Source organism: Methanosarcina spelaei, from assembly GCF_002287235.1.
GTDB classification, from domain to species: Archaea; Halobacteriota; Methanosarcinia; order Methanosarcinales; family Methanosarcinaceae; genus Methanosarcina; species Methanosarcina spelaei.
Window position 1 is genome coordinate 1 of record NZ_LMVP01000435.1, and the last position, 359, is coordinate 359.

The following is a 359-nucleotide window of genomic DNA, read 5'->3' on the forward strand; positions in this document are numbered from 1 at the left end:
CTTAATTTTTTTATATGCCAGTGAGTAGTGCTTTTGTCTAAGTTCAACTTTTCTGAAATTTCCTGATTTGTAATCTCAGGATTTTCCAGAATATTAAGTAGTATCTGTTTTCTTGTACTACCTTTAAGATGTGATATTATTATTTTATCGTTTTTTGTGAAAGCATTGGAATTTTGAAACACTCTTGTAAATTTTCCTTCCTTTGTTAAGGTCAATACCCCTTCAGCTTTGAGTGTTGTGATCTGATATCTTATAGACCCCAGGCTAATTTTCAGGTTTCTTGATATTTCAGATGGTGTACACCCTGGCTTACTCAGAACATAATTAATAATTTTCACTTGAGTAACCTTTTTACTTAG

At 31.5% G+C, this 359-nt stretch carries 1 protein-coding gene; it reads right to left on the reverse strand.

Annotated elements, in window-relative coordinates; translation table 11 throughout:
• Nucleotides 1-338: winged helix-turn-helix transcriptional regulator (locus ASJ81_RS15970; RefSeq protein ID WP_245860221.1), on the reverse strand; the 338-nt coding region annotated here is incomplete at its 3' end.
• Nucleotides 339-359: the final 21 nt, after the last annotated feature.